Source organism: Paenibacillus sp. PL91 (assembly GCF_012935325.2).
Taxonomy (GTDB): Bacteria; Bacillota; Bacilli; order Paenibacillales; family Paenibacillaceae; genus Pristimantibacillus.
Window position 1 is genome coordinate 1 of sequence record NZ_JABBYG020000059.1, and the last position, 1,638, is coordinate 1,638.

At 48.0% G+C, this 1,638-nt stretch carries 1 protein-coding gene; it reads left to right on the plus strand.

Annotated elements, in window-relative coordinates; all coding sequences use genetic code 11:
* The first annotated feature begins 390 nt into the window (after nucleotides 1-390).
* Nucleotides 391-1,557, plus strand: coding sequence for an MFS transporter (locus HI950_RS35310; protein ID WP_169091757.1), 1,167 nt, complete (start codon nucleotides 391-393; stop codon nucleotides 1,555-1,557).
* Nucleotides 1,558-1,638 lie beyond the last annotated feature (81 nt).

Here is a 1,638-nt window from a genome sequence, read left to right on the forward strand (position 1 = left end):
TCTGTGGCTCATCATCACTCGACGGTACCGCAGCTGGACACCTCGCTGCAAAATTCACCTTGTTCTCGCTGTTCTGGACATCACTGACCTACCTGTTGAGTCCCTCATCCTATTCGGCGCGCACATATACAGAACTTTCAAATGCTGTAGCTTATGCGATCAGCGCAGATCAAATTTAAGGATCAATGCTTTCGAACTATATGATTAAACAACTCAGTCTGTAACGGAGAAAGTGAAAAGATGCTTTAAATTTAGGTATTGGTCAAAAGAGTTTAAGTAGATATTCCCGCATGAGAATATTGAGATTTTTTATTAATTAAATTCTATAACTCAGTTTTTTACTAATGTATTTTAAAAATAAAATTGGAGTGGAATAGGAGCAATACAATGATAACAAATGCATGGAAAATTTATATGCTCGCCGTCGTCAGCTTCCTTGTCGGTACGTCGGAGCTTATTATCGCGGGGATTCTGGATAAAGTAGCGGCATCTATTGGGGTTCCCGTATCTGTAGCTGGGCAGCTGATTACTGTTTTTTCATTGGCGTACGCTTTTGGGACGCCTGTTCTGATGGCTATAACGTCACGAATGGATCGGAGAAAACTACTCATTTATTCTCTTGTCGTATTTGTCATTGGCAATGCCATGACGGCTGTTTTGCCAGGATTTTTCTTTCTATTCATCTCGAGGATCGTTCTGGCGCTTAGTACCGGTGTATTTATTGTTACCGCATTGATGGTGGCATCCAAACTCGCTCCGCCCGGTAAACAGGGCAGCGGTATCGCTACTGTAGTGATGGGCTTTTCGACCGCGCTGGTTGTCGGCGTTCCACTAGGTAGAGTGGCCGCTTCTTTCTACGATTGGAAGATGGTCTTTGCAGGCCTCGGGGTACTTGGGCTGCTGGCCATTGCCGCGGTGTCCTTCATAATTCCAAAATCGGAAGGGGAAGAGCCGGTGCCGATCGGCAAGCAGCTGGCCTTGTTGAAGGAGCCTAGAATCGCCGTGGCGTTGCTTATTACGTTCTTCTGGATTGCCGGATATTCGATTGTTTATACGTACATTTCGCCGTTCCTGCTCTCTGTTACGGGAATGAGCGAGCAAATCGTAAGTATCGGGCTGTTCGCTTTCGGCATTGCCAGCCTGTTAGGATCCAAGTTCGGGGGTTACAGCTCGGATAAATGGGGTGTACCCCGCACGCTCATCGGCAGTTTGCTGGTTCATGCGGTGGCTCTGATCCTTATCTCACTCGCGGCCATGTCGCCAATCGTCATGTTCCCACTGCTCATGCTGTGGTCCTTCTCCGCCTGGACGTCGGGCCCGACTACGCAGTACAATTTGGTCCAGCAGGCACCGGAAGCATCAGGTATTATGCTAAGCTTGAACAACTCTGTGGTGCAGCTAGCCATGGCTGTCGGTGCAGGCCTCGGTGGAGTTGTCGTGGAGCAAGTGTCACTCACGTCCATCAGTTGGATCGGGGCTGCTATTGTGTTCGTCGGAGCTGCAACGACAGCTGCATCCTTCCGATTATCGCGTTCAGAAGCCCTCCACAGGGGGTAAATCTGCTTAAAAAACCTCTGGAACTATCCTGCCCATAGGGTGGGATTTTTTTTGATGAGAAAAAACTATTAAACTAACCTG